Origin of the sequence: Vibrio ouci (assembly GCF_004551525.1) — a bacterium.
In the GTDB taxonomy this organism is placed as follows: Bacteria; Pseudomonadota; Gammaproteobacteria; order Enterobacterales; family Vibrionaceae; genus Vibrio; species Vibrio ouci.
Genome location: NZ_SATR01000029.1, coordinates 41,395 through 64,891, shown reverse-complemented (window position 1 = coordinate 64,891; position 23,497 = coordinate 41,395). Strand labels below are relative to the sequence as shown.

Annotated in this window: 19 protein-coding genes; 8 read left to right on the top strand and 11 right to left on the bottom strand. The window is 46.0% G+C overall.

Features of this window, described 5'->3' with window-relative positions:
• Positions 1-197 precede the first annotated feature (197 nt).
• The 3 genes from metF to ELS82_RS17265 form a co-directional block, all read right to left on the bottom strand.
• Positions 198-1,088: a methylenetetrahydrofolate reductase gene (gene metF, locus ELS82_RS17275; protein ID WP_134836578.1), complete on the bottom strand. Its 891-nt coding sequence runs from the start codon at positions 1,086-1,088 to the stop codon at positions 198-200.
• Positions 1,089-1,307: 219 nt separating this feature from the next.
• Positions 1,308-3,719: a bifunctional aspartate kinase/homoserine dehydrogenase II gene (locus ELS82_RS17270; RefSeq protein WP_134836577.1), complete on the bottom strand. Its 2,412-nt coding sequence runs from the start codon at positions 3,717-3,719 to the stop codon at positions 1,308-1,310.
• A complete protein-coding gene (locus ELS82_RS17265; RefSeq protein WP_134836576.1) occupies positions 3,719-4,885 on the bottom strand; it encodes an O-succinylhomoserine (thiol)-lyase in 1,167 nt (388 codons plus the stop codon). Before ELS82_RS17265 ends, ELS82_RS17270 begins: the two co-directional genes overlap by 1 nt.
• Before the next feature lie 219 nt (positions 4,886-5,104).
• On the opposite strand from ELS82_RS17265, the gene metJ reads away from it, so the two are divergent.
• On the top strand, positions 5,105-5,425 hold the full coding sequence (gene metJ, locus ELS82_RS17255) for a met regulon transcriptional regulator MetJ (protein ID WP_004415993.1): 321 nt from the start codon (positions 5,105-5,107) through the stop codon (positions 5,423-5,425).
• Positions 5,426-5,533: 108 nt separating this feature from the next.
• Here metJ and ELS82_RS17250 read toward each other — a convergent pair whose 3' ends face one another.
• Positions 5,534-6,811, bottom strand: coding sequence for a malic enzyme-like NAD(P)-binding protein (locus tag ELS82_RS17250; RefSeq protein ID WP_134836574.1), 1,278 nt, complete (start codon positions 6,809-6,811; stop codon positions 5,534-5,536).
• Between the two features lie 256 nt (positions 6,812-7,067).
• A complete protein-coding gene (rpmE, locus tag ELS82_RS17245; RefSeq protein ID WP_053410189.1) occupies positions 7,068-7,286 on the bottom strand; it encodes a 50S ribosomal protein L31 in 219 nt (72 codons plus the stop codon).
• Positions 7,287-7,567: 281 nt separating this feature from the next.
• Here rpmE and priA point away from each other — a divergent pair, with 281 nt between their 5' ends.
• The 6 genes from priA to ELS82_RS17210 all read left to right on the top strand — a co-directional run bounded on the left by priA (position 7,568) and on the right by ELS82_RS17210 (position 15,735).
• The gene (gene priA, locus ELS82_RS17235) at positions 7,568-9,769 is read left to right on the top strand and encodes a primosomal protein N' (protein WP_134836572.1); all 2,202 of its coding nucleotides are present in this window, start codon (positions 7,568-7,570) and stop codon (positions 9,767-9,769) included.
• Positions 9,770-10,123: 354 nt separating this feature from the next.
• A complete protein-coding gene (cytR, locus tag ELS82_RS17230; RefSeq protein WP_053441444.1) occupies positions 10,124-11,131 on the top strand; it encodes a DNA-binding transcriptional regulator CytR in 1,008 nt (335 codons plus the stop codon).
• A 117-nt stretch (positions 11,132-11,248) separates the two neighbouring features.
• The gene (gene ftsN / locus ELS82_RS17225; RefSeq protein WP_134836571.1) at positions 11,249-11,791 is read left to right on the top strand and encodes a cell division protein FtsN; all 543 of its coding nucleotides are present in this window, start codon (positions 11,249-11,251) and stop codon (positions 11,789-11,791) included.
• Between the two features lie 131 nt (positions 11,792-11,922).
• Positions 11,923-12,465 (top strand): ATP-dependent protease subunit HslV, encoded by a 543-nt coding sequence (gene hslV / locus ELS82_RS17220; protein ID WP_004415984.1) that lies wholly within the window; start codon positions 11,923-11,925, stop codon positions 12,463-12,465.
• A 51-nt stretch (positions 12,466-12,516) separates the two neighbouring features.
• A complete protein-coding gene (hslU, locus tag ELS82_RS17215) occupies positions 12,517-13,851 on the top strand; it encodes an ATP-dependent protease ATPase subunit HslU (RefSeq protein ID WP_134836570.1) in 1,335 nt (444 codons plus the stop codon).
• A 282-nt stretch (positions 13,852-14,133) separates the two neighbouring features.
• Positions 14,134-15,735 (top strand): BCCT family transporter, encoded by a 1,602-nt coding sequence (locus tag ELS82_RS17210; protein WP_134836569.1) that lies wholly within the window; start codon positions 14,134-14,136, stop codon positions 15,733-15,735.
• A gap of 46 nt (positions 15,736-15,781) precedes the next feature.
• Here ELS82_RS17210 and frdD read toward each other — a convergent pair whose 3' ends face one another.
• Genes frdD through frdA form a run of 4 tightly spaced genes read right to left on the bottom strand, consistent with a single transcriptional unit; the run spans position 15,782 to position 19,138 of the window.
• Positions 15,782-16,159, bottom strand: a complete 378-nt coding sequence (gene frdD, locus ELS82_RS17205; RefSeq protein WP_134836568.1) for a fumarate reductase subunit FrdD — start codon at positions 16,157-16,159, stop codon at positions 15,782-15,784.
• 12 nt (positions 16,160-16,171) lie between these two features.
• On the bottom strand, positions 16,172-16,555 hold the full coding sequence (gene frdC / locus ELS82_RS17200) for a fumarate reductase subunit FrdC (RefSeq protein WP_053441439.1): 384 nt from the start codon (positions 16,553-16,555) through the stop codon (positions 16,172-16,174).
• Between the two features lies 1 nt (position 16,556).
• The gene (locus ELS82_RS17195; protein ID WP_053441438.1) at positions 16,557-17,321 is read right to left on the bottom strand and encodes a succinate dehydrogenase/fumarate reductase iron-sulfur subunit; all 765 of its coding nucleotides are present in this window, start codon (positions 17,319-17,321) and stop codon (positions 16,557-16,559) included.
• A complete protein-coding gene (gene frdA, locus ELS82_RS17190) occupies positions 17,321-19,138 on the bottom strand; it encodes a fumarate reductase (quinol) flavoprotein subunit (protein WP_134836567.1) in 1,818 nt (605 codons plus the stop codon). The genes ELS82_RS17195 and frdA overlap by 1 nt, the downstream gene beginning before the upstream one ends.
• A gap of 414 nt (positions 19,139-19,552) precedes the next feature.
• Here frdA and epmA point away from each other — a divergent pair, with 414 nt between their 5' ends.
• Positions 19,553-20,524: an elongation factor P--(R)-beta-lysine ligase gene (gene epmA / locus ELS82_RS17185; protein WP_134836566.1), complete on the top strand. Its 972-nt coding sequence runs from the start codon at positions 19,553-19,555 to the stop codon at positions 20,522-20,524.
• Between the two features lie 43 nt (positions 20,525-20,567).
• Here epmA and ELS82_RS17180 read toward each other — a convergent pair whose 3' ends face one another.
• Together ELS82_RS17180 and ELS82_RS17175 are read right to left on the bottom strand one after the other, a co-directional pair.
• Entirely contained in the window at positions 20,568-22,763 is a 2,196-nt protein-coding gene (locus ELS82_RS17180; RefSeq protein ID WP_134836565.1) for a YjbH domain-containing protein, read from the bottom strand.
• A complete protein-coding gene (locus ELS82_RS17175) occupies positions 22,760-23,497 on the bottom strand; it encodes a capsule biosynthesis GfcC family protein (protein ID WP_134836564.1) in 738 nt (245 codons plus the stop codon). Before ELS82_RS17175 ends, ELS82_RS17180 begins: the two co-directional genes overlap by 4 nt.

Below are 23,497 nucleotides of genomic sequence, written 5' to 3'. Positions count from 1 at the left end.
CGACAGACTCGTAGTCTGTAGCATCTTCAATCGTTTCATGAGCCAGTACTAATTCTTGAGCCAACATAAAAAATCCCCACTAACTTTGTTAGTGGGGATTATCATACGACCCGAAGATCATTCAAGTCTCTAAACCGATCGGCATTAGAACATTGTGTTCGGCCTTTTTGTTTTGAGCGGGATTTTCGAAGATTAGATTAGCCTTGTGGACGAACGCCCAGTGTATGACATAGTGCGTAAGTCATCTCTGCACGGTTAAGGGTGTAGAAGTGGAAGTCTTTCACACCTTCACGGCTTAGAGTACGTACCATATCGATTGCTTGGCTAGCACCAACTAGCTGACGTGTCGTTGGATCATCATCTAGCCCTTCAAACTGTTGTGCCATCCAGCCTGGTACTTTCACATTGTTCATCGCAGCGAAGCGTGAAGCTTGTTTAAAGTTCGATACAGGAAGGATGCCCGGTACGATTTCGACATCGATACCAGCAGCAACACTGCGGTCACGGAAGCGTAGGTAGCTTTCAACATCAAAGAAGAACTGAGTAATTGCACGGTTAGCACCAGCGTCCACTTTACGTTTTAGGTTTAGTAGGTCAGCTTGAGCACTTTTTGCTTCAGGGTGTACTTCTGGGAAAGCCGCAACGGAAATATCAAAGTCATGGCGTTCTTTCAGTAGTGTCACTAGATCGGATGCGTACATTTCAGGAGCGCCGCCACCCGCTGGAATATCACCACGCAGAGCAACAATGCTTTGGATACCATTTGCCCAGTAATCGTCGGCAATCTGGATAAGCTCTTCGCGTGAAGCGTCAATACAGGTTAGGTGCGGTGCAGCTACTAGACCGGTTTGATCTTTGATTTCTTTGATGATTGAATGAGTTCTGTCACGCTCTCCTGAGTTTGCGCCATAAGTAACAGAAACAAATTTAGGTTTAAGAGTTTTTAAGCGGTGTACTGAATTCCATAGAGTCTCTTCCATTTTTTCACTGCTTGGCGGAAAAAACTCAAATGACACATTGATATTGTCAGACAGTTCAGCGATATTCTGATTTAAAGCGTCAATATGACTGGCGTGTGTGTATCCCATCTTACTCTCCCTGTGGCCATCAGTGCCAAAAACTCAAAAATCCCAATCGACGTTTAGACGTCTATATGTCTACAGGATGTATTGAATACGATTTAATGTCAACCGTACGATTATGAATTTTTTTCAAGTTAATTATGAGTAGAGTTCAAGTTGAGTTGAAATCGATTCATGTTGAATGAGAAAGGGAATTAGGCGCAGTGAGGACTGCGCCTATATTGCTTAAAGTAAGCTAGATAGAAGATTGAGATCTGATTGAATGGCACCAGCAGTTACTTCTCTACCTGCACCAGGGCCACGTATAACCAACGGGTTATCTTTGTACCATTTACTTTCAATCGCGAAGATATTGTCACATGGCAAGAGGTTAGCTAAAGCGTGCTCTCTATTAAGCGCCTCTACGCCTACTGTGGCTGTTCCATTCTTTTCTAAACGTGCAACATACCTTAGGACCTTATCATCGCGCTGAGCCTTTTCTAGGCGTTCTGCGAGCAGTTCGCTTAGTAGTTGGCTTTTATCTAAGAACTCATCTAACGAGACATCGGCAAGTTCTGCTGGAACTAGGCTTTCAACTTTGACTGATTCTGGCTCTAACGAAAGCCCAGATTCACGTGCTAGGATGACCAGTTTACGCATTACATCAGAACCATCTAGATCACTGCGTGGATCTGGTTCAGTAAGGCCTTGTTGCCAAGCTAAGTCGACAAGTTCAGCAAATGGAATCGTGCCGTCATATTGCTGGAACAACCATGAGAGTGTTCCTGAGAAGATGCCTGAAAGTGCAGTAATGTCATCACCACTTTCGCGCAGGTCACGCACGGTATGGTTGATTGGGAGACCCGCACCAACAGTCGCATTGTATAACCAGTGACGATTAATTTTCGCAAATGCATCTTGTACTTGATGGTAGTACTCGCTAGAAGCTGAACCAGCCACTTTGTTCGCTGAGATTAAATGCATGCCTTGCTCGGCAATTTCAAGATATCGGCCCGCGAGTGTTTGGCTTGCGGTTACATCAAGTACAACGACATCATCATAACCTTGCAGAGCACCTAGTCTTTCTATCCAGTTGCTACCTTCGTGGCTAACTGACTCTTCATCAAAATGCGCTGCTACTTTACTTGCATCAATACCATTTGAATCGAACCAATAGGTTTGACTATCGACAACCGCGACCAGCTCAAAGTTCATACCGTGACGTTTTTCCAGCTCATTTTTCTGCTCAGTAAATAGGTCAATCCAACTTGAACCAATATTGCCTTTGCCACATAGAGCGATGGCAACACGCTTTTGCGCTTGGAATAGTTGGCTATGAATCGATTTAACCAGAGGATTGGTATCGGTAGTACGTAGCACCGCTACTAGGCTTAAGCGAGACAACGACTCAGAGATGAATTCAATTGGGGCATTTTTTAGCTGCTGGTAGAAACCGTAGCAATGATTGGCATTGGTTGTTACGCCAGCGCCAACGGCTGCCACCATTGAGTAGCCTTCTTTAAGCTTAATTTCGGCTTCAATCGCGGCATCTTGTAAATACTCTAGAGCGCCGCCAGCGATCTCTGCTGTATAGGCTAAACGTAGACATTGCTGATCGGGCTGAGATTCATAGGTGAGAGGCTCAAGCTGAGCGCGCTTAAGGCTGCTTAGTACCTCATTTTCTACGCGTTGGAAGTCATGACCAGAAGCAAAGTTAAGCTCGATTAAGAGCACTTCATCAAGTGAAGAAATGATTTTAGCTCCGCGGCCTGATGCCAGCACACGTTCAATACGGGTTGAACCAGACTCTGGCTGGTAGCTGCAACGTAGGTGTAGATCCATAGTGCTTTGCGCGACAGGCTGCAATGTACGGCTGTGTAAAACCGGAGCTGCTAGACGTGCCAACTCACTAGCTTCATCTAAACGCAGTAAAGGTAATAGACAAGCATCAGAGACTAAACGCGGGTCTGCACTGTAAACACCGGCAACATCGCTCCAAATTGTCACACGGCTTGCTTCTGCTAATGCGCCGATAACCGTTGCTGAGTAATCGGAACCGTTACGGCCTAGTAGTACGGTATGGCCTTGGCTATCTTGAGCCATAAAGCCAGTAATGACGATACGGTGATGGGAGTGTTGTGCTAGGACTTCTTTAATTAATGGGTAAGATGTACCAAATTCAACTTCCGGCTGAGTGCCTGCTTCTGCGCGAAGAAACGCGCGAGCATCTTGAGCCACAGCTGGTAATTGGTTTTGATTTAGCAAAGCAGACAGTAAGCGTGATGACCACATTTCACCGTGACCAAGAACCGCCGCTTTTTCAGCTTCTGTTAGCGGGGAGGTAAGCTCGCCAAGGGTGCTAAATTCATCACGCAGGGTTGCTAGTAGTTGCTCGCGTTCTTCACCATTAAGTAGTTCTTCGACTAACTCAACTTGGAATTGGCGTAGGCTTTGTAGCTCTTCATGGGCAAGACGGCCATCTTTACTCAGTGCTTCTAAAAAGGCGATTAGGCGGTTAGTTGTTTTCCCGGCTGCGGATACCACAACCAGGTCATCAGGCTTTGAGTATTCTTTGAGAATTCCCACTACGCGGCGGTAGCACTCTGGGTCTGCTAAGCTGCTGCCACCAAATTTATGTAGCTGACGCTCGATAGACATTAGAATGCCTCCTTAGCTTTAGCAAATGCTTGCTGAAGGTCTTCAATTAAGTCATCGGCATCTTCTAAACCGACTGATAAGCGAAGCAGTTGTTGAGATACTCCAGCTTCGGCAAGTGCTTCTTCACCCATTGCGCGGTGGGTCATAGAGGCAGGGTGGCAAATTAGGCTTTCTACACCACCAAGTGACTCGGCGAGTGAGAACAGAGCCAGTTCACCAACAAAGTATTTCAACTGTTCAAAGCTACCGGCGAACTCAAAACTGAGCATTGAACCAAAGCCTGACTGCTGCTTTTTAGCAATCTCGTGACCTGGGTGTTCCGGTAGGCTTGGGTGATAGATGCTACCAACTAACTCTTGAGTTTGTAGATAGCTTAAGATCCTACTTGAGCTTTCCTCGTGCACTTTCATGCGCGCGCCTAACGTACGAATGCCGCGCAGAGTCATGTAGCTATCAAATGGTGTGCCAGTTGCGCCGATGCAGTTACCCCACCAAGCCAGCTCTTCAGCATGCTCTTCAGTTTTAGTGATGACGACACCACCAATCACATCAGAGTGGCCGTTGATGTATTTCGTTGTTGAGTGAATAACAAAGTCAGCGCCAAGCTCTAAAGGTTTTTGGAACACAGGTGTCAAAAAGGTATTGTCGACAGCAACCAAAGCGCCGACTTGCTTAGCCTGTTCACACACCTTAGCAATATCAACCACACGTACGAGTGGGTTGGATGGTGTTTCTAACAGAATTAATTTTGGTTTTTTTGCGAGAGCGGCGGCGAAGGCTTGCTGATCGGACTGATCAACAAACTCGACTTTAAAATCACCTTTATTAGCGCGGGTGTTGAATAGACGGTAGGTTCCGCCGTAACAATCATGTGGTGCCACGATAAGATCGTCTGGGCCTAAGAAAGCGGATACCCATAGGTTAAGTGCTGAGGTACCACAGTTAGTCACGACAGCGCCTTTGCCTGACTCTAACTCGAACAGAGCGGTTTCAAGCAAACCACGGTTTGGGTTGCCTGAGCGGGTATAGTCGTATTTTGGTACTTCGCCAAATGCCGGGAAGCCATAGTTGGTCGATAGGTAGATTGGTGGAACAACTGCGTGATGCTGAGTGTCAGACTCGATACCAGTACGTACCGCGATTGTGGCTGGTTTGCGGGTGCTCATAAGTGTTTCCTTTCGAACTTTAGTGACTTCTAGTAGGGAATACGCTATACCTGTTGGTTGTTAGATATATGTTATTCCAATCCCATATCTGTTCACTTTACTTGTCATTTTTGTGGCCGTCAACACTTCTAGACGTCTATATGTCTTTGCTTATGGCCATAAATCCCGCTAAAATTGCGCTTTCTAATTTCAAACATAAATATTTACAAAAGGTGCGCAATGGCAGATTGGAATGGCGAATACATAAGCCCATATGCTGAACATGGAAAGAAAAGCGAACAAGTAAAGAAGATTACCGTTTCTATCCCATTGAAAGTATTGAAGGTATTGACTGATGAGCGTACGCGTCGTCAGATTAATAACCTCCGCCACGCAACCAATAGCGAGCTATTGTGTGAAGCATTTCTTCATGCTTACACAGGTCAACCATTGCCGACGGATGAAGATTTACGTAAAGATCGCCCAGACGATATTCCTGCAGAAGTGAAAAAACTGATGACAGAGATGGGTATTGAATTCGAAGCGTTTGACGAAGAATAATAAAAACCACAAGCACCTTAGTTTTTCGCTGTGAGCCAATACTGAATAGATACAAAAAAACCGCTGTCCATTGGAGAGCGGTTTTTTATTATCCGTAATAAAAGCGGATTAGCTTGCCATGTAGTTCTCTGGCATTTCGATACGAGCAACACCTGAGTCAACCGCGGCTTGAGCAACCGCTTTGGCTACGCGAGGTAGTAGGCGCGAATCCATTGGTTTTGGAATGATGTAACCAGGACCGAATGAAAGTGCGTCAACACCCGCAGCAGTTAGTACTTCTGCTGGCACTTCTTCTTTAGCTAGTTGACGAATCGCATCAACCGCTGCCAGTTTCATTTCGTCGTTAATTTCACTTGCGCGTACGTCAAGAGCACCACGGAAGATGAATGGGAAACAAAGTACGTTGTTAACTTGGTTCGGGTAGTCAGAGCGGCCTGTGCCCATGATTAGATCGTCACGCACTTCGTGAGCGAGCTCTGGCTTAATTTCTGGATCTGGGTTCGAACATGCGAATACAACAGGCTTGTCAGCCATTAGCTTAAGTGCTTCTGGTGACAGTAGGTTAGGACCCGATACACCCAAGAACAGATCTGCCCCTTCAATCACGTCTTCTAGTGTGCGTTTATCTGTGTTGTTGGCGAACAGTTGTTTGTATTCGTTCAGATCGTCACGGCGAGTATGAATGACACCCTTACGGTCAAGCATGTAGATCTTTTCGCGCATTGCGCCACATTTGATCAGCAGCTCCATACACGCAACAGCAGCAGCGCCAGCACCCAGACATACAATTGTCGCTTCTTCTAATTTTTTGCCTTGTAGCTCAATCGCATTAAGCATACCTGCAGCCGTTACAATCGCAGTACCGTGTTGGTCATCGTGGAACACAGGTACATCACAACGCTCGATAAGCTGCTTTTCAATTTCAAAACAATCCGGTGCTTTGATGTCTTCAAGGTTAATACCACCAAAGGTGTCGGCGATGTTTGCCACTGTATCAACAAACTCTTCGATAGTGCGGTGTTTTACTTCAATATCAATTGAGTCTAGACCTGCAAAACGTTTGAATAGAAGTGATTTACCTTCCATTACAGGCTTTGATGCTAGAGGACCTAAGTTACCTAGACCAAGAATAGCAGTGCCGTTTGAGATAACCGCAACCATATTTCCTTTCGAAGTGTACTTGTAAACGTTATCGGCGTTTTGCGCGATTTCACGTACAGGTTCTGCCACGCCAGGGCTGTATGCTAGTGCGAGATCCTTAGCTGTTTCAGCTGGAGTCGTTAGTGCGACAGCGATTTTGCCTGGAGTAGGGTAAGCATGGTAGTCCAGTGCTTGTTGGCGGAATTGTTCTTCTGGGGATAATTCTTGGCGATTGTCGTCTGACATGGGTGTAGGTACTCGTTATTAATTATAAATAATGGGGAAATCCATTTTAGAGTAACTAAGTCAAGCTGCATAGGTCAGAATGCGAGCTAAAGCAATAAAATGCGGTAAATGACTGGAGATAAGACCAGATGAATAGAGATATGGCTAGCGAATCTAAAATTTAGTAATAGATTACTCTGAAAAATAGTAATTTGGTCGGTAGCAGATAACAAAAAAGGACGCCTGAGCGTCCTTTTTTCCAATCAAGTCGAAGAAATTACTTCTTGCTTGAAAGAGCACCGAAACGCTTGTTGAAGCGATCAACACGGCCGCCTGTATCTACGATACGTTGCTTACCAGTGTAGAATGGGTGACATTTGTCACATACGTCTAGGTGGATAGAATCTTTAGCTAGAGTTGAGTTGAACTCGAAAGAGTTACCGCAAGAACAAGTAGCTTTGATTGCTTTGTATTCTGGGTGGATACCAGTTTTCATGGGAGAACCTCTAAATAGGCCGTGTCGCTATCCGAGTCTAAGCCGGACACCACACGTAGTTAATAAAAAATTTTCTTGGATACCGCTGCCATAAAGCGAGCCATATCCTAAGGCGCGATATAGTAATGAATACGTGCGTTAGGATCAACCGATTTGGAAACAAACTTGCTACTTTTTTAGCCATTATTGTTTTTGGCAGACTTTTGCGCCTCTCTTTCCACTGCAAGGCTTTTCCCTTAGACTAATTATCGATTCCTTCCAGCGAGCTTTTTTGCCAAACAATGCGACCTTTGATAGCCCGAGTAGCGTTACCTGTGCCACTCGATAAACAGTTTGATTACCAGATTCCAAGTCACCTATTTCCGGTAATAGGTGGGCGAGTGTCGGTGCCTTTTGGTCGTCAGACGTTAGTGGGCGTGGTGACCGCGTTTGCCAATGAGTCTGAGTTTAGTCTTGATAAGCTCAAACCAATTAAGCAAGTTCTCGATAGCCAACCTGTGTGGCCTGAAAAGCTCTACTCATTATTGCTTTGGTGCAGTCAGTTTTATCAGTACCCATTGGGTGACACGCTACTCAATGCGATGCCAAGTGCACTGCGTAAAGGCAAGCCAGCTGACTTTGCTACGCTGGTGGAATGGCAACTGACCCCTGCAGGGCGAGATCAGTTAATGCAAGGCTTTGGTCGAGCGATTAAGCAGGCCAAGGTGATGCATATGCTTGAAGCGGGCGAGCTACCGCACCAAAGGTTTATTGATGAGGAAGTTTCCTCTTCGGTGCTGAAATCACTCAGTGAAAAAGGTTGGATTGAGTCGCTTGAAACTAAGCCCGTTATTCGGGATTGGCGTCAGCACGTTGAAGCCAATGTTGACAAACCTAAACTCAACTCGGAACAAGCCATTGCAATTGCCACAGTAAATAGTGGTGAAGGGTTTGGCTGTTACCTGCTAGAAGGGGTGACAGGATCGGGTAAAACTGAGGTCTACTTAAACCTGATTAAACCTGTTTTGGAAAAAGGTCAGCAAGCTTTGGTTCTTGTGCCTGAAATAGGTCTAACCCCACAAACGATTAACCGTTTTAGAAAACGTTTTGATGTTCCCGTCGAGGTGATCCACTCGGGGCTGAATGATACCGAGCGTCTTAATGCTTGGCTTAGCGCGCGTGATAATGCCTGCGGCATCGTGATTGGTACCCGCTCTGCGCTGCTGACCCCTTTTGCTAATCTCGGCATCATTATCGTCGATGAAGAACATGACGCCTCATACAAGCAGCAAGACAGCTTACGTTATCATGCGCGCGATGTGGCGGTGATGCGGGCGAATAAAGAGCAGATCCCAATTGTATTAGGCTCTGCAACACCAGCGTTAGAAACGCTGCATAACGCCTTAGCGGGTAAGTATCATCATTTGGTGCTCTCATCTCGCGCTGGTAATGCGACACCGACCACTAATAAAGTCCTCGATGTGAAAGGTCTCTACCTTGAAAGTGGTCTGTCTGCCCCTTTAATTGCCGAAATGCGTAAGCACCTTAAAGCGGGCAACCAAGTGATGCTGTTTCTCAATCGACGTGGCTTCTCACCTGCTTTGATGTGTCATGAATGTGGTTGGATTGCAGAGTGTAAACGCTGTGATGCCTATTACACCTACCACCAATACAGCAATGAAATTCGTTGTCATCACTGTGGGTCTCAGCAGCCGATTATTCACCAGTGCCAAGGTTGTGGCTCGACGCATCTAGTGACGGTCGGTGTTGGCACGGAGCAATTAGAAACCCAGCTAGCTGAGTTGTTCCCTGAATACAAAACCATTCGTATCGACCGTGATAGCACGCGCCGTAAAGGCAGTTTAGAGAGTGCGCTTGGTGCGATCCGAAATGGGGAATATCAGATCCTGATTGGTACCCAGATGCTGGCCAAAGGTCACCACTTTCCTGATGTTACCTTAGTGGCACTTCTTGATGTTGATGGCTCGCTCTACAGTAGTGATTTTCGCGCTTCTGAACGTTTAGCTCAGCTATTTATTCAGGTTGCAGGTCGAGCTGGGCGTGCGAGCAAACCGGGTGAGGTGGTATTACAAACTCACCATCCAGAACACAGCTTATTGCAAGCTTTATTGACTAAGAGCTATCGCCACTTTGCCGACACAGCCTTGCAAGAAAGAAAACTAGCGCAATTACCACCGTACAGTTTTTTAACTCTGTTTAGAGCGGAAGCCAACCAATCAGAAATGGTGGAAGAATTTTTGCGCCAAGTTCGCCATACCTTAGAAGCCCATCCGTTATTTGATGATTTTTGTCAGGTGCTAGGCCCAACACCAGCACCGCTCGCGAAAAGGGCAGGTAAGTACCGTTGGCAGTTATTGCTTCAGACCCAAAGTCGCCCGACGATGCAAAAGTTACTTGCAAGCGCTAAGCCTGTGATTCAAATGCTCCCGCATGCGAAAAAAGTACGTTGGACACTCGACATTGAGCCACAAGATCTCAGCTGATCAAGTCAGTTCGAGTTGGAAGGAGAATGGTGCTAAACCGCTCTCCTTTGGCTTTTGATAAATGTATATGCAGAATTTTTTCATTTATTTGTGATTAACATCTCTCACTGGCTGCCTATTTTGTTAAATCTCCCGTAACTTTACTCCTTGAAATGAATACACTAGGTCATGTGCAAATAGTTTATTTTTCAACGATAGTTGGCGAGTAAAACGTTTGCGTTGTAATTAAATACAGAAGATAGGTGTTTTAGCCTACGTAACGTCAAGTCGTTCGCTGAACGATTTAGATGCAATTCATTAGGTTTAGGTGACAACTAGGCTGCTAATTTAGGAAATGAAGAGGGTTAAGAAAATATGGCGACAATGAAGGATGTTGCCCAGCTTGCGGGAGTTTCAACAGCGACGGTTTCACGTGCGCTAATGAATCCAGAAAAGGTATCTTCAGCAACACGGAAAAGAGTCGAAGACGCTGTTTTAGAAGCTGGTTATTCACCAAACTCACTGGCGCGTAACTTACGCCGCAATGAGTCCAAAACAATTATCGCAATCATTCCAGATATATGTGACCCATACTATACCGAGATTATTCGTGGTATCGAAGACGCTGCTATGGAACATGGCTACATTGTTCTACTGGGCGATAGTGGGCAACAAAAGAAACGAGAAAGCTCATTTGTGAACTTAGTTTTTACTAAGCAAGCTGATGGCATGCTACTGCTAGGCACTGACCTTCCTTTTGATGTTAGTAAGCCTGAGCAGAAGAATCTGCCACCTATGGTTATGGCTTGTGAGTTTGCACCCGAGCTAGAACTACCAACGGTGCACATCGATAACCTCACATCTGCATTTGAAGCGGTTAATTACTTAACTCAGATGGGCCACAAGCGCGTCGCGCAAATTTCGGGGCCTGAATCTGCAACATTATGTCAGTTCCGTCACCAAGGTTATCAGCAAGCGTTGCGCCGTGCTGGTATCACCATGACGACCAGTTACTGTACTTATGGTGATTTTACCTTTGAAGCTGGAGCAAAGGCGATTCGCCAATTGCTTGCGCTGCCTGAGCCACCAACCGCGGTATTCTGTCATAACGATGCGATGGCCATTGGCGCAATCCAAGAAGCGAAGAAGCTTGGCTTAAGAGTTCCTCAAGATCTTTCTATTGTTGGCTTCGATGATATTCACTTTGCTCAATACTGTGATCCACCATTAACGACGATCTCACAACCGCGTTATGAGATTGGCCGCCAAGCCATGTTGATGATGCTTGAGCTACTACGTGGTCATGATGTACGTGCGGGTTCGCGTTTACTTGAGACTAAGTTAGTAGTCAGAGAGAGTGCAGCTCCGCCTAGAGTTCTGTAATCTTAGATGTTTTCAAGCGGCGCATTTTGATGCGCCGCTTCCATATCTACGCTGTCATCCAACGACAATCTGGATTAACATATCGGAAGTAGTAACCAACTTTATTGATGTTTAGTCGTGGCAAATAGAGATTACGTAAAAAGAGGCCGTGGTGGTAATAGCCGCAAGCCAGCAAAGAAGAAGAGTGCTCCTCGCCGTAAACCTTGGCGTAGTGGTTTGCTTGCTCTACTCCTTGTGAGTGTTTTTGGCTATGGTTTATATCTTCTCAGTACGGATCCTGAGCCACCGGCTCCGGTAGCACAACCGGTCAAACCTAAGCCGAAGCCTCAAGCGAAATTGCCACCACCTCCTGAAGAGAAGTGGGATTACGTCGATAGCTTGCCGAGCCGTGAAGTTGAAGTGAAGGCGAAAGAGCAAGTTGTATCGGAGATTCCATACATCATGCAGTGTGGTGCGTACAAAAACGCCCAGCAAGCTGAAGCACGTAAACTGGATATTGCCTTCCAAGGTATTAACAGCCAAGTTCGTAAGAAAGAAGGCAGCAGTTGGTATCGCGTAGTACTAGGACCTTATAAGTTCAAGCGTGATGCTGAGCGAGATAAGCATAAACTGCAGCGTGCTAAAATCGAGCCTTGTGCGATTTGGAAAGAGACGCAGTAATTAGAAAAAAGCGAGCTATATGGCTCGCTTTTTTGATCGCGCCGTATCCCCATTCCACCCCTTGAATTCCCTTCTTCTTAACCTCATATAGTTTTTAACACTGAGATTAAAATAACTATGAGGCCCTACTCGTGACTACCATTGTATCTGTACGTCGTAATAACAAAGTCGTCATCGCTGGTGATGGACAAGTATCTCTGGGTAACACAGTAATGAAGGGCAATGCGCGCAAAGTGCGTCGCCTCTACAACAACAAAGTTCTAGCGGGTTTTGCTGGTGGTACAGCTGATGCCTTCACCCTGTTTGAGAAGTTTGAAAGCAAGCTACAAATGCACCAAGGCCACCTAACCAAAGCAGCGGTGGAGCTGGCTAAAGATTGGCGCAGTGACCGTGCCCTGCGCAAACTAGAAGCGCTACTGGCCGTAGCTGATGAAACCGCCTCTTTGATCATTACCGGTAATGGCGATGTGGTTCAGCCTGAAAATGATCTTATTGCGATCGGTTCAGGTGGTAACTTTGCCCAAGCGGCCGCAACTGCGCTGCTTGAAAATACAGAATTAGATGCACGTGAAATTGCAGAGAAATCACTGACTATTGCCGGTGATATTTGTGTATTCACTAACCATCACCACACTATCGAAGAACTAGAAATCCCGGCTGCTCAAGCAGAGTAAGTAACGGCTTAAAAGCAAAGATAGTGCTAATCGAATTTAAGGAATTGAATTATGTCTGAAATGACTCCTCGCGAAATTGTTCATGAGCTTAACCGCCATATCATCGGCCAAGAAAATGCAAAGCGTTCTGTAGCGATCGCGCTACGTAACCGCTGGCGTCGTATGCAGCTTGAAGAGAGCCTGCGTGTTGAAGTAACACCAAAGAACATCCTAATGATTGGTCCAACGGGTGTGGGTAAAACCGAAATTGCTCGTCGTCTAGCTAAGCTGGCGAATGCACCTTTCATCAAGGTTGAAGCGACTAAGTTTACCGAGGTGGGTTACGTTGGTAAGGAAGTAGAAACCATCATACGTGACTTGACTGACGCTGCGATTAAGATGACCCACCAGCAAGCGATGGAAAAAGTAAAATTCCGCGCGGAAGAGCAAGCAGAAGAGCGCATTCTTGATGCTCTGCTGCCGCCAGCACGCGATGCTTGGGGTCAGAATGAACAGCAAGATGAAAGCTCATCAAACACGCGTCAGGTTTTCCGTAAGAAGCTACGTGAAGGCAAACTAGACGATAAAGAGATTGAAATCGATGTTGCTGCACCGCAAATGGGTGTGGAAATCATGGCTCCTCCAGGCATGGAAGAGATGACGAACCAGCTACAAGGTATGTTCCAAAACTTAGCTGGCGACACGAAGAAGAAGCGTAAGCTAAAAATCAAAGATGCGTTTAAAGCGTTAACCGAAGAAGAAGCCGCTAAGCTCGTTAACCAAGAAGAGCTTAAAGAGCAGGCGATTTTCAACGTTGAAAACAACGGTATCGTATTTATTGATGAGATCGACAAGATTTGTAAGCGCGGCGAAAGCTCGGGTCCTGACGTATCGCGTGAAGGTGTTCAGCGTGACTTACTGCCTTTGATTGAAGGTAGCACAGTATCGACGAAACACGGTATGGTGAAGACTGACCACATCCTATTTGTTGCTTCAGGTGCATTCCAAGTGGCAAAACCATCGGATCTTATCCCTGAGCTGCAAGGTCGTCTGCCAATTCGTGTTGAGCTAGAGGCGCTATCAAGCAATGACTTTAAACGTATCCTGACTGAGCCTAAAGCGTCTTTGACTGAGCAATATATTGCGCTAATGAAGACCGAAGAGGTTGATATCGAGTTTACTGAAGAAGGTATCACTCAGATCGCGGAAGCTGCATGGACAGTTAATGAAACCACAGAGAACATTGGTGCACGTCGTCTGCATACTGTTATGGAACGCTTAATGGATGAGATCTCATTCGAAGCGACGGATAAAGCCGGTTCTAAACTGACAATTGATGCTGAGTACGTGAGAGCCAAACTTGGTGACACGATCGAAGATGAAGATTTAAGCCGCTTTATTCTTTAGTACTCAATGTAATTTACAAGCCCGCTCAATTGAGCGGGCTTTTTTATTGTTGCGACGTAAGGTGCTGTTTTTACAGTTATTATTTTATTCTGCTGCGCGTGGGGTGAATAGTGTTTTGTTTTATATCAGAGCTATCTGTATATAAAAACATCGAGAATGTGGTGTGCAATTAGCTTTTTTCTCTGTATGATGGCGCGCTTTTATGATCGTCCTCACATTATTTTGTAATGGGAGGGAAACACGCCTAACCCGAAATATCGGGCCAGCAAAAGCGAGACTCTAATGTCTAGAGCCAGTTTGGCGGCAGGTGACCCCTGCATTTCTGATGTCGATAACTCGACCACTTCACTTCATCTACCTAACAAAGTAAACATCCGCTCTCAGCTAGAGCTGTCTAACCCAGTACTGTGGATCAGCGGAAGCTTCCTAACCATCTTTGTGCTGCTAGCACTGTTTGATACCCAGCTATTGACGAACCTCGTCAACCTCGGCTTTGGTTACGCGACACAACTTTTCGGCGGTTATTGGCAGCTGTTAATTCTTGCTAACTTCGTGATTGGCCTATTCCTAACATTAGGCCAGACCGGTTACGTGCGTTTAGGTGGGTTAGAGCAACCGGAAGTGGGCACATTCAAATGGCTGTCAATCTTGTTGTGTACTTTGCTTGCAGGTGGCGGTGTATTTTGGGCTGCGGCAGAGCCTATCGCACACTTTGTCTCGCCGCCGCCATTTTATGGTCAAGCTGAAGCTCGCGATATGGCCATCAATGCACTTTCTCAATCGTTTATGCATTGGGGATTTCTGGCTTGGGCGATCTTAGGCTCATTGTCTTCAATTGTCTTAATGTATCTTCACTACGAGAAAGGCTTGCCTCTTAAACCTCGTACTTTGCTTTATCCGCTATTTGGTGAACGTGCACTGCATGGCTGGTTTGGTAATACGGTCGATGCGCTAAGTATTATCGCTGTGGCTGCGGGTACGATTGGGCCGATCGGTTTCCTTGGTTTGCAAATTAGCTATGCGGTTAATGCGCTATTTGGCATTCCGGATGGGTTGATGACCCAGACACTGGTTGTGCTACTGGCGATGGCAGCCTATACCTTATCGGCACTGAGTGGCCTGAGCAAAGGCATGCAACTTATTAGCCGCTATAACATCATTCTATCGCTGGTGTTGGTGGTGTTTATTTTGATCGCTGGCCCAACAAGCTTCATTGTCGATGGTTACATCCAAGGCATGGGCCAAATGATCGATAACTTTGTGCCGATGGCTTTATATCGTGGTGATACCAACTGGCTTAGCTGGTGGACGGTGTTCTTCTGGGGATGGTTTATCGGCTATGCACCGATGATGGCGATCTTTATCGCTCGAATTTCACGCGGAAGAACCATTCGCCAATTGATCTTGGCCATCAGTATCGTTGCTCCGCTTATTACCTGTTTCTGGTTTAGCATTGTTGGCGGTAGTGGCCTAGCATTCGAACTGGCTAATCCAGGCAGTATCAAGGCCGGCTTTGAAGGCTTTAATCTGCCGGGCGTATTATTGGCGATTACCCAACAGCTGCCGTTCTCGATGTTACTGGCGGTACTGTTTTTGATTTTGACCACCACCTTTATCGTCACTACAGGCGACTCGATGACTTACACCATTAGCATGGTGATGACAGGTGATAGCCAACCAAACGCGCTGATTCGTACCTTTTGGGGCATCGTGATGGGGGCAATTGCGATTGTGTTAATCTCAATGGGAGAAGGGGGCATTTCTGCTTTGCAATCTTTCATCGTGATCACTGCCGTTCCCGCGTCATTCATTATTTTGCCTTCATTGTGGGCGGCGCCCAAGTTTGCTCATCAAATGGCGAAGCAACAAAGCTTACTGAAATAAAAAAAATCCCTCGCCATGGCGAGGGATTTTTATATCAAATGGTGGTTTAAATCATGAAGATGAAGATAACCGCTAGCGCTGTAATCAAACCAGCAAATGCGTAACACGCCACTTTGCCGACTAGACCTGTATGGAACTTAAGATCGTGCATACCATGATGGACACGGTGCATTGCATGCCACATTGGTAGTGCTAGTGTGCCAATGATAAACAGCGCACCGATGATGCTAGTTGCAAACTCAGATACGCGTTCGTAGCTAAGTGCTTCTGCATTAATCACGCCCAGTGGCGCTAGTACGCCAAGCACTAAGATAGTGATTGGTGTGATCATCGCAAACCAAGTACCACCAGCGCCAAATAGGCCCCACCAGATTGGCTCATCAGAACGTTTCGGAGCTCTATCAACAGAGTAATTAGGTTTCATCGTTAACGCTCCTTACACCACGACTAAGACGATTAGTGAAATAAATGCCACTGCAGCCCATTGAGTCAGCACAATGATTTTTTTGTCCACTGGCTTACCTTTAAGGCGGATCGGCATAACTTGCGGCATCATGCTAAAGAAAGTCTGAGCATGAAGTAGGCTGCCAGCGAGTGCCACGATGTTAATCGCGATGATCACTGGGTTGGCCATGAAGTTTAGCCAGGTTTGCCACGCTTCAGGTCCTTTCACTAATGAGCCTAAACCGAAGGTTAGGAACAGTGTGAATAGGATCAATGGCAGTACGGTTGCTTCACGCAGCATGTAGAAGCGGTAAAACGGATGATTTTTCCACCAAGTACGTTTTACTTCACGAACGTAAGGTTTACGGTTACTCATCTTACGCCTCCTCTGCTGTTTTCGTTGGTGTGCCGTCAGGCTTGAACATTGAGATAACGAAGTCCATTGAAGACTCAACTTTACCTTGGTTAACCGCTGCCGCTGGATCAACGTTCTTCGGACAAACGTCAGAACAGTAACCGACGAACGTACAACCCCAAGCGCCGTTTTCACCGTTGATCAGTGACATACGCTCAGCTTTACCGTTATCACGGCTGTCTAGGTTGTAGCGGTGAGCAAGCGTTAGTGCTGCAGGACCGATAAACTCAGGGTTTAAACCAAACTGAGGACATGCCGCGTAGCAAAGACCACAGTTGATACAACCAGCAAATTGCTTGTACTTCGCCATTTGCTCAGGTGTTTGTAGGTTAGTGCCATCTTCAGGCTTGCGGTCGTTACCAATGATGTAAGGTTTGATCGCTTCTAGACGCTCGATAAACGGCGTCATATCGACGATTAAGTCTTTCTCAATTGGGAAGTTTGCTAGTGGCTCAATTTTAACGCCATTTGGGTAATCACGTAGGAAGCTCTTACACGCTAGCTTCGGCACGCCATTGACCATGATGCCGCAAGAACCACAGATCGCCATACGACAAGACCAACGGTAAGACAGGTCTTTATCTAGGTTATCTTTGATGTAGCCAAGTGCATCAAGCGTTGACATGGTTTCATCAAACGGCACTTCAAAGGTTTGAAAATGCGGTTCTGCATCTTGCTCTGGGTCGTAACGCAGAACTTCTACTTTTTGGATGCGATTCGCTGACATTATGCTTGCTCCTCTGCTTTCTTCTCTGCCGCTTTCGCCGCTTCTTCTGCAGCCGCTTTTTCAGCCGCTTCACCGTATAGACGCGCTTTTGGCTGAGATTTAGTAATCTTCACGCCGCTGTAGTCGATATTTGGTGCTGAATCTTCTTTGAAGAATGCCAGAGAGTGTTTGAGGAAGTTCACGTCATCACGTTCAGTGCAGTTGTCATCAAGACGTTGGTGCGCACCGCGTGACTCTTTACGCAAGATTGCTGAGTGAACCATCGCCTCCGCAACTTCTAGGCCGTAACCCACTTCGATAGCGTAAAGAAGGTCAGTGTTGAACACTTTGCCTTTGTCTTTGATGCTGATGTTTTTGTAGCGTGCTTTTAGCTCAGTGATCTTATCGATCGTTGCTTGCATCAGATCTTCTTGGCGGTAGATACCACAGCCAGCTTCCATGGTGTGACCCATTTCAGTGCGGATATCAGCCCAGTTTTCATCACCTTCTTGGTTCATTAGTGCTGCGATGCGCTCTTCAACTGCTTTAACTTGAGCCGCAATAGACTCTTCGTTCCAGCCTTTGAATTCTGCTGCGCGTTTCACTGCTTGTTCACCAGCAACGCGGCCGAATACTACGAACTCAGCCAGTGAGTTAGAACCGAGACGGTTAGCGCCGTGAAGACCAACAGAAGCACATTCACCAACGGCGAATAGACCTTTAATGCGCGTTTCACATTCACCGTTGGTTTCAATACCACCCATGGTGTAGTGCACCGTTGGACGAATTGGAATCGGCTCTTTCGCAGGGTCAACGTTTACGTACGCTTTTGCAAGCTCACAGATAAACGGTAGACGTTCTTGCAGGTACTCTTCACCTAGGTGGCGAAGGTCTAGATGTACGACATCACCAAGAGGGTGCTTGATGGTGTTGCCTTTCTGTTGTTCGTGCCAGAAAGCTTGCGAAACTTTGTCACGTGGACCCAGTTCCATGTATTTGTTCTTCGGCTGGCCCACTGGAGTTTCAGGACCCATGCCGTAATCTTGTAGGTAGCGGTAGCCATTCTTGTTGACGATGATACCGCCTTCACCACGACAACCTTCGGTCATCAGGATGCCTGTACCAGGAAGACCGGTTGGGTGGTATTGAACGAACTCCATGTCGCGTAGAGGAACGCCGTGACGGTAAGCCATCGCCATGCCGTCGCCCGTTACGATACCGCCGTTAGTGTTACAGTGGTAAACACGACCTGCGCCACCAGTTGCAAGAACAACTGATTTTGCTTTGATTGTGACTAATTCACCTTCTGACATGTGAATCGCGATCAGGCCTTGGACCTCACCTTCATCAACAAGTAGATCCACCACAAAGTACTCATCAAAACGTTTGATGTTGTCGTACTTCATTGATGTCTGGAATAGGGTGTGAAGCATGTGGAAGCCGGTTTTATCGGCTGCGAACCAAGTGCGTTCAACTTTCATACCGCCAAAGCGGCGTACGTTGACTTCACCGTTCTCTTTACGACTCCATGGGCAACCCCATTGCTCCATTTGGATCATTTCGCGAGTCGCGTTTTCTACAAAGTATTCAACAACGTCCTGTTCACATAGCCAGTCGCCACCGCCAACAGTGTCGTTGAAGTGGTTGTCTAGGCTATCTTCATCCTTGATAACTGCTGCTGAGCCACCTTCCGCTGCGACTGTATGAGAACGCATAGGGTAAACTTTAGAAATCAGTGCTACTTCTAAGTCAGGGTTTGCTTCAGCTGCTGCAATAGCAGTACGAAGACCAGCGCCGCCTGCGCCGATGACTGCGATATCTGTGGTGATAATTTGCACAGTTATCCTCCAGTGTGAAATTGCGGAATCTTCCGCTTGTTATAATTAAATGGGGAAACACCCCAAAAGTGGTAGGGTTAGTGTAGAAGAGCTAATTTACAGAAAAATTGATTTATTTAGCTTTTTGCTCCGGTAGTGCATCAAAGGGCATAAAAAATATAGGTTATGTGACTGCAATCACGGCAAGAATAGTTTCAGGTCTTTGCTGGACAGAGTGCTTGTTAAGTCTCTGTTACGTAACATTACTGGCATTGATAGTAGCGTTAATGAAGGATGTTTTTTGTACTGTGCTACGTAAATTGCTTGCTTCAATTATGAACAATCTCTTATGCCGCTGCTGGGCAGTATTAAGCTAGGCAAATATCAATAAACTTGCTATTTTCCTCGCCAGACATAGAGATGAGATCTTTTAAGATGAACAACCAGTGGCAACCAACCGCGTCGGTTAAGCAACTTCGCCAACGCGCCGATATTATTGCGAAAATCCGCCAATTCTTTGCACAGCGTGATGTGCTGGAGGTCGACACTCCAGCGATGAGTCATGCCACAGTGACAGACATTCACCTGCATACCTTTCAAACGGAATTTGTTGGTCCTGGCTACGCGGATGGGCGCAAGCTCTACTTTATGACCAGCCCAGAATTCCATATGAAACGTCTACTTGCTGCGGGTAGTGGCTGTATCTATCAAATCAATAAAGCCTTTCGTAATGAAGAGAGCGGCCGTTATCACAACCCAGAGTTCACTATGCTGGAATGGTATCGAGTGGGGTTTGATCATCATAAGTTAATGGATGAAATGGATTCGTTGCTGCGGTTAGTGCTTGAATGTGGCGAGGCTGAGCGCATGAGCTATCAGCAGGCCTTTATTGATGTTCTCGGAGTGTGTCCGCTGGAAGGTTCGATGACTGAGCTAAAAGCCGTCGCGGCGACACTGGGCTTAAGTGATATCGCAGAGCCGGAACAAGACCGTGATACCTTACTGCAGTTACTGTTCAGTATTGGTGTCGAAAATAAAATCGGTCAGCGTGTGCCTGCATTTGTTTACGACTTTCCGGCATCACAAGCGGCGTTGGCGAAGATTAATCCGCAAGACTCTCGCGTTGCCGATCGCTTTGAAGTCTACTTCAAAGGTATTGAGCTGGCGAACGGCTTCCATGAACTGGATAACCCACAAGAACAATTGAATCGCTTTGAGTCAGACAACGCAAAACGTCTAGAGATGGGACTGTCTCCTCAACCGATCGATCATCACCTCATTGCAGCATTAGAATCAGGTTTACCAGAATGTGCAGGGGTGGCACTTGGTATCGATCGATTGATTATGCTAGCGATCGGTTGTGATCATATCGATCAAGTAACGGCGTTTCCGTTTCCACGCGCATAAATTGACAGATAACAAAAAGGCTTGGGAAACCAAGCCTTTAATTCTATTTTGTACTGCTTGGCTTTTGATACCAAGGTGAGCGAGCATCTGTTTTTTCAAACAAGTAGTGCTGCTTGTTGAGCATTTGACCACCGTCACGAGTGATTGGTTGCCATGATATTTGAGTACGGTTAGTGCTTGGTTTAATCGTCATGATGTCAAGTGGAATGGATATATAAAACCCTTTGTTATAGCTCCCTTCACCATACTCCTCTGCCGTCAAGTCAGTAAAGGTCGCGTAAGCTCCCACGATGACACCTGATTTAAACTGTTTAGAGAAGTCAACACGGGCACCGACATCTCCACCTAAGAACTTACCAGCACTTACTTTAAACAGCGTATCTTCAAACATGGCCCATTGTGGCATGTAATAGCCAGTTAGATGGCCGGTGGTCCCCTTATTCAATACATAGCCTTGACACTTCCACGGCTCTGCACCACAGTCATTAGGGTTATAGCTGTCATAATAGAAAAAATCTTCGTTGTAGACACCGAACCATGAGTCAGGTTCTCGTTGGCTTACCAAATTTGCATCAAAGCCAATCGCCCAATTGCGGTTCATTGGTCGATAAAGCACTTCACCACCTATACCTGCAAACATCATTTCTAGGTATCCACCATACATCTGTGTGTAGACTTCTTCTAATGGCTGCTCAAACCACGTGAGCTGTAAATGGTTCAACCTTACTGGGTTATCATGCACATAGGCTCGGAACATAGTACGAACGCGTGGCGTTGCATAGTTTCGTACGTGAGGTGAGTAGTCTACGTAGTTAAATTTATCGTAGTTGTCGATAAAGTTAACATACACTGATCCACCCAGTTCAATGTTATCCGTTAACCAATAGTCTGAATTTAGATTCATCCCTAAGCTATAAAGATAGAAAGCTTCCGGTCCACCAATTGCTTGATTTAATACTGGCTCAACACCGTAGCTCCAGCGGTCCCTCGTATCTGCTACTGATGTGTTGTCTGAGTGCTCTGGCTCGGTATCTACAAAGCTATCTTTCACTGTTGCTTCTGTCGATAAGTAATTGGCCGCTTCAAGGTACTTCTCTTTATCTATAGCCGTTTGTTTTAAATTCATTCCATCTGTTTGTTCTACGACTTTAAATACCCGAATATTTGGGTTGGTATTATTGCTTAGGATTGCGGCTGTGCGGTCGAGGGCCTCTTCGCGGTCACGATATTTTTTTTGTTCGCCTGATACGATGACAGTATCGCCATCAACATAAATGGTGTTGTTGTGGTAACCGGCATTGGTTTCTATTTGTTTCGCTACTTTATTCCACTCGGTATTCTCAATAGCTTGTTCGTTAATTTCTTGTTTAGGTTCATCACGCCATGTAGCACTCATATGATTGAAGTTGGTATAGATATTAAATCCAAGCGTTAAAGTATCGCCACGCTGGTAGCTGACCTTAGCATCACCCCAATCGCCCAGTCGGTAATTTAGGCCGATGTTCCAAGGTGTGTGGGGAGTTAAATCTTTGCCTCCTCTGGTTACGGGGAAGTCTTGACTGTAATCATTACCATCATACTCAACTTTGAGTCGTAAAGGGTCATAAGGTGTTTGATATTCAAAGCCGCCATAAATAGCGGCAGGGCCTTTAAACCAGCGTTCAAAATCTACGCTACCTCCAGTGCCTTTGTAATCCCCTTGGCGTGAGCAGTATTCATCATTTGCCTTGCAAAATGGGTTGGCTACGTTGCCACGTTGGCCTAAGTATCCCCAGCCAACCCCTAAGGTCACGTCAAGATTGCCAAAGCGCTTTGTTGCGGCCACGAATTCACCATCGAAGAGTCCCGTACCACCAAAGTCACGGACACCTACAGAGGTCTCGGGTAGCCAGTACCCTTCTTGCCATAAGCGAATCTTGAAGTCGATGCCTTTATCTGTATACAAATTATCGCCGCTATATTCAGGATCATCGCTGAAATAAAGGTCAGGTACGCGAGTGTAGCGAACCGTTGATTCTAGCCAGCTCATCAACTGGATAGACGCAGTATATTGATGGTAATCATCGTTGACACTAGCACCAATGTTGAACTCTCCTGGTTCGGCCATGCGACCTGAAGGCATTTGCATTAAGCCTGTGCCACCAAAGTCAGTTTGGGAAACTTTCAGATTTGTTTCTGCATAAGCATAGAAAGTCGTTCCAAGTGAGATGGATAAAATGATAGGGAGGCATAGCTTCATAATGGGTCTCTTTTCCAAGCAATCAGAGATACGATTTCTTTTTCTAGTTGTTCTAGTTCTTTAGAGGGATGATTAAATCCCAGAAAAATAGAGCTGCCAGGAGGGATTAGGGTGCGTTGATTATTCCAGTATGCGTAGCCTACCTTTTCTGAGTGCCCGTCAGGATAAACAATCCAAGCATAGCTATCACTTGCGCTAGAGAGGTGCATCGTGGAATGAATGTAATCGCTAACTGTACTATTTGGCTTTAACTCTTTTCGAGATGGTGAGAAGAATAGCCCCAAGAGGTCGACGGTATTCGTCCTTTTGGGAAGTTCTATCGTATAGCGACCATTAAGCATTGGATTCATTGATGGTGTTAAGCGTACTCTATCGAGATCTAAGATAATGCTCTCTCGATAAGATACATCCCAAGCCTGAATTTGCTCAGCCAATAGAGTTAGGCTCTGATATAGACTTTTATTGTTGCTTTTTGAGTTGTCTATCTGGTTGATCACAGACTGTTTTTGGTTGTTGGCCAAGCGCTGTTTATCTAAGTTAAAAATACGATTAGCTACAGGGTAATTGGTAAAAGAAGCAGAATCCTCTGAAGCCACCAAGTCCAACATAATCTGTTCTAATCTAACAGAGTTGCTGTATTTGAGGGGGGGATTATCTGAGTAATTAACGATAGTTGTATTTGCTATTGCTGGAGCACATGCACCAAGACAAATACAGTAGATCAGTTTACGCAT